The 3,463-nt window shown below is 70.4% G+C and carries 3 protein-coding genes; 2 read left to right on the forward strand and 1 reads right to left on the reverse strand.

The annotated features are described in order from the left end of the window. The first annotated feature begins 7 nt into the window (after nt 1–7). The gene (cofD, locus tag QN357_RS18290) at nt 8–1,000 is read left to right on the forward strand and encodes a 2-phospho-L-lactate transferase (protein WP_323505326.1); all 993 of its coding nucleotides are present in this window, start codon (nt 8–10) and stop codon (nt 998–1,000) included. 86 nt (nt 1,001–1,086) lie between these two features. Beyond that, complete coding sequence (locus QN357_RS18295; protein ID WP_322189120.1) at nt 1,087–2,121, forward strand: fructose PTS transporter subunit IIA; 1,035 nt, start codon at nt 1,087–1,089, stop codon at nt 2,119–2,121. 191 nt (nt 2,122–2,312) lie between these two features. On the opposite strand, the gene fgd is transcribed toward QN357_RS18295, so the two are convergent. Next, entirely contained in the window at nt 2,313–3,335 is a 1,023-nt protein-coding gene (gene fgd / locus QN357_RS18300; RefSeq protein ID WP_198413456.1) for a glucose-6-phosphate dehydrogenase (coenzyme-F420), read from the reverse strand. Nucleotides 3,336–3,463: the final 128 nt, after the last annotated feature.

Below are 3,463 nucleotides of genomic sequence, written 5' to 3' on the forward strand. Positions count from 1 at the left end.
GACGAAGATCACGGTACTGGCGGGCGGGATCGGCGGGGCCCGGTTCACGCGGGGGCTGCTGCACTACCTCGCGGCGAGCGACCCCTCCGCGCGGGTGACGGTCATCGTCAACACCGGCGACGACATGTGGCTCGATGGCCTGCGGATCTGCCCCGACCTCGACACGGTGATGTACACCCTCGGCGGCGGCATCAACGAGGAGCAGGGCTGGGGCCGCCCGGACGAGTCCCGCCGCACCTCGGCCGAGATCGCGGCGTACGGGCGCGGCTGGTCGTGGTTCACGCTCGGCGACCTCGACCTCGCGACCCACATCGTGCGCACCGACCTGCTGCGCTCCGGCTCCACCCTGAGCGAGGCGACCGCGTTCCTCTGCGAGCGCTGGCAGCCCGGAGCCCGCCTCCTGCCGATGAGCGACCAGCCCGTCGAGACCCATGCGCGCCTCGCAGCGGATGCCGACGAGCACCGCGCCGGGGACCTGATCCATTTCGAAGAATGGTGGGTCCGGTATCGGGCGAGCGTGCCGGTCAGCCAGTTCGTGCAGCGCGGGCTCGACACGGCGGAGGCCGCGCCCGGCGTGCTCGAGGCGATCCTGGAGGCGGACCTCGTGATCCTGCCGCCGTCGAACCCCGTGGTCTCGATCGGCACGATCCTTGCGATCCCGGGCATCCGTGACGCCCTGCGATCCACGCCCGCCCGCGTCGTCGGCGTCTCGCCGATCATCGCGGGAGCCGCCGTCCGCGGCATGGCCGACGCGTGCCTCCAGACCATCGGCGTCGCCACGACCGCTGCGGCCGTCGGCCTGCACTACGGCGCCCGGTCCACCGGCGGCATCCTCGACGGCTGGCTCGTCGACGAAACGGATGCCGCGGCGCTGCCCGCTCTCGCGGCCGCCGGGATCCGCTCACTCGCGGTGCCGCTCTGGATGCACGACCTGGACACGACGGCGGAAATTGCGGCAACATTGTTCCGGATCGCGTCGCCTGCGCGGGGGATACACTAAGTCAGGCTAATTATTCTTCAAGCTAACTAATTTGCCCCCGGTTCAGCGCTCGATTCCGGTCGGCCTACCGGAAGGACCCTACTGTCATGCCCGCACATCTCGACTCCGCGTTGCACGGCGGCTCGATCACCGCCGTCGTCGGAGCTGTCCCCGGCATGCCGGCATACGTCGCCGCGCTCATCGTCGGCGCCATCATCGTCGCGGCCGCCGTCGCGATCGTTCTGATCGTCGTGCGGCACTGCGCAGCGCGCCGCAGCGCAGCCAGCGCCTCCACTGGGTCCGGCTCGACCGACACGGCCAGCGCGTCCGGCGCGGCCTCGGATGCCACGGGCACCCCGGGCCACCCGGCCGGCGCGGCCCCGACCACCATCGGGAACGCCCCGGGCAGCACCCAGACGACCGCACCCGGCTCCGATGCCGTCCACGCTCCCGCTTCGGCCGGAACGCCGGGCACATCCGCTCTCGCCTCGGCCGCCGTATCCGCCCCGGCGCCGTCCCTGGTGCACCCGAGACATGAGCCCGTCGTCATCAGCACGCCGCACCCCAAGCGAAAACTCGCCACGATGACGATGCCGCTCACCACGGCGATCCCGATCGTGCCGACCACCTCAACCGGCTCGGTGTCGACCGGCAAGAAGACCGTGCTCGACTACATCGACGAGCGCACCATCGTGCTCGACGTCGAGGAGACCGACCGGGACCGGATGATCCGCACCCTCGCCGGCATGATGAGCACGACCGGGCGGATCACCGACGTGGGGCTCGTCGCCCAGGCCGCGTTCCGCCGCGAGACCCACGGCACCACGAGCATGGGCAACGGCATCGCGATCGCGCACGCCAAGTGCGACTCCGTCGTCGCCCCGGTGCTCGCTTTCGCGCGCAGCAAGCACGGCATCGACTGGAACTCAGCGGACGGCGAGAAGGCGACGCTGATCTTCATGATCGCCGTGCCCAAGGCCTCGGCAGGAACCGAACACCTCCGGGTGCTGTCCCAGCTCTCGCGCTGCCTCGCGAAGCCGGCGTTCCGCGCCGCGATCCAGTCCGCGCAGACCCCGGCCGCCGTGCTCGAGGCCCTCGCGATCAGCGCCAACCTCAAGAAGCCCGAGCAACCCCAGCCCTAGCCCGATCCGGCCGTCATCCCAGCTCCAGCTCCAGCTCCAGCGATCGTCAGTCTTCCGAATTCAGGAGTTGCGGCCGCCAGACTGCAGCACTTCCCGGAGCAGTGCGGCGGGGGCGGGCACCGCGGGCGCAACTCCTGAATTCGGCACGCCCACTGTCGAAGGTGACGCTCGGTCGTGTCTGCACGCGCGGCTCAGGCGCGGGCGCGGATGCGGGGGGCCAGGTCGCGCTCGAAGGCCGTCAGGAACCGCTCCTGGTCGTGGCCGGGCGCGTGGAAGACCAGGTGGTTGAAGCCGGCATCGATGTACTCGCCAATCGCCGCGACCGTCTCGTCGGGGTCAGAGCCCACGATCCAGCGCTTGGCGACCTGCTCGATCGGCAGGGCATCCGCGGCCGCCTCCATCTCCGACGGGTCGGTGATGTCGTGCTTCTGCTCGGGCGTGAGCGACAACGGGGCCCAGAACCGGGTGTTCTCGAGCGCGAGCGCCGGGTCGGTGTCGTAGGAGAGCTTGATCTCGATCATCCGGTCGATCGTGGCCGCATCCCGCCCGGCCTTCTCCGCGCCGGCCGCGACAGCCGGTAACAGCTTCTCGGTGTAGAGCTCCATGCCCTTGCCCGAGGTGCAGATGAAGCCGTCCCCCGACCGGCCCGCATAGCCCGCCACGAGGGGTCCGCCCGCGGCGATGTACACCGGGATGCCTCCCTCGGGTCGGTCATAGATGCTCGCGTCATGGGTGCTGTAGTACTCGCCCTCGAAGCTCACCTTGTCCTCCGACCAGAGCGCGCGCATCAGCGCGATCGACTCGCGCAGCCGGGCGTAGCGTTCCTTGAACTCGGGCCAGTCCTGGGCGCCTGCGCCGCGGAACCCGGTCGCGATCTCGTTGAGGGCCTCTCCCGTCCCGACACCGAGCATGATCCTGCCCGGGTAGAGGCAGCCGAGCGTCGCGAAGGCCTGGGCGATCACGGCGGGGTTGTACCGGAACGTCGGCGTCATCACCGAGGTGCCGATCTGCACCCGTGTCGTGCGCTCCCCGACGGCCGCCATCCAGGCCAGAGAGAACGGGGCGTGGCCGCCGGTGTGCCGCCAGGGCTGGAAGTGGTCACTCACCGCGACCGATTCGAAACCGTGCCGCTCGGCGGCGACGGCGATCTCGACCAGCTCACGCGGGGCGAACTGCTCGGCGGAGGCCTTGTATCCGAGTTTCAGAGGAAGCATGATGCTCATTTCTCGAGGGGGCGATCGGGGGACGGAACCAGGGCTGCGGGCGGTGGGACGGGCGACTTCTGCTGGGCCGAGTCCTGCGGGGCGGCGGATGCTGCGGTGAGCAGGGCGGACGTGTACGG

This window comes from Cryobacterium sp. RTC2.1 (genome assembly GCF_035018685.1).
Classification (GTDB): Bacteria; Actinomycetota; Actinomycetes; order Actinomycetales; family Microbacteriaceae; genus Cryobacterium; species Cryobacterium glucosi.

What these genes read in the sequence shown, in the direction of transcription:
- fgd (WP_198413456.1), bottom strand. Translation starts at nt 3,335, where the DNA reads ATGCTTCCTCTGAAACTCGGATACAAGGCCTCCGCCGAGCAGTTCGCC.
- QN357_RS18295 (WP_322189120.1), top strand. Translation starts at nt 1,087, where the DNA reads ATGCCCGCACATCTCGACTCCGCGTTGCACGGCGGCTCGATCACCGCC.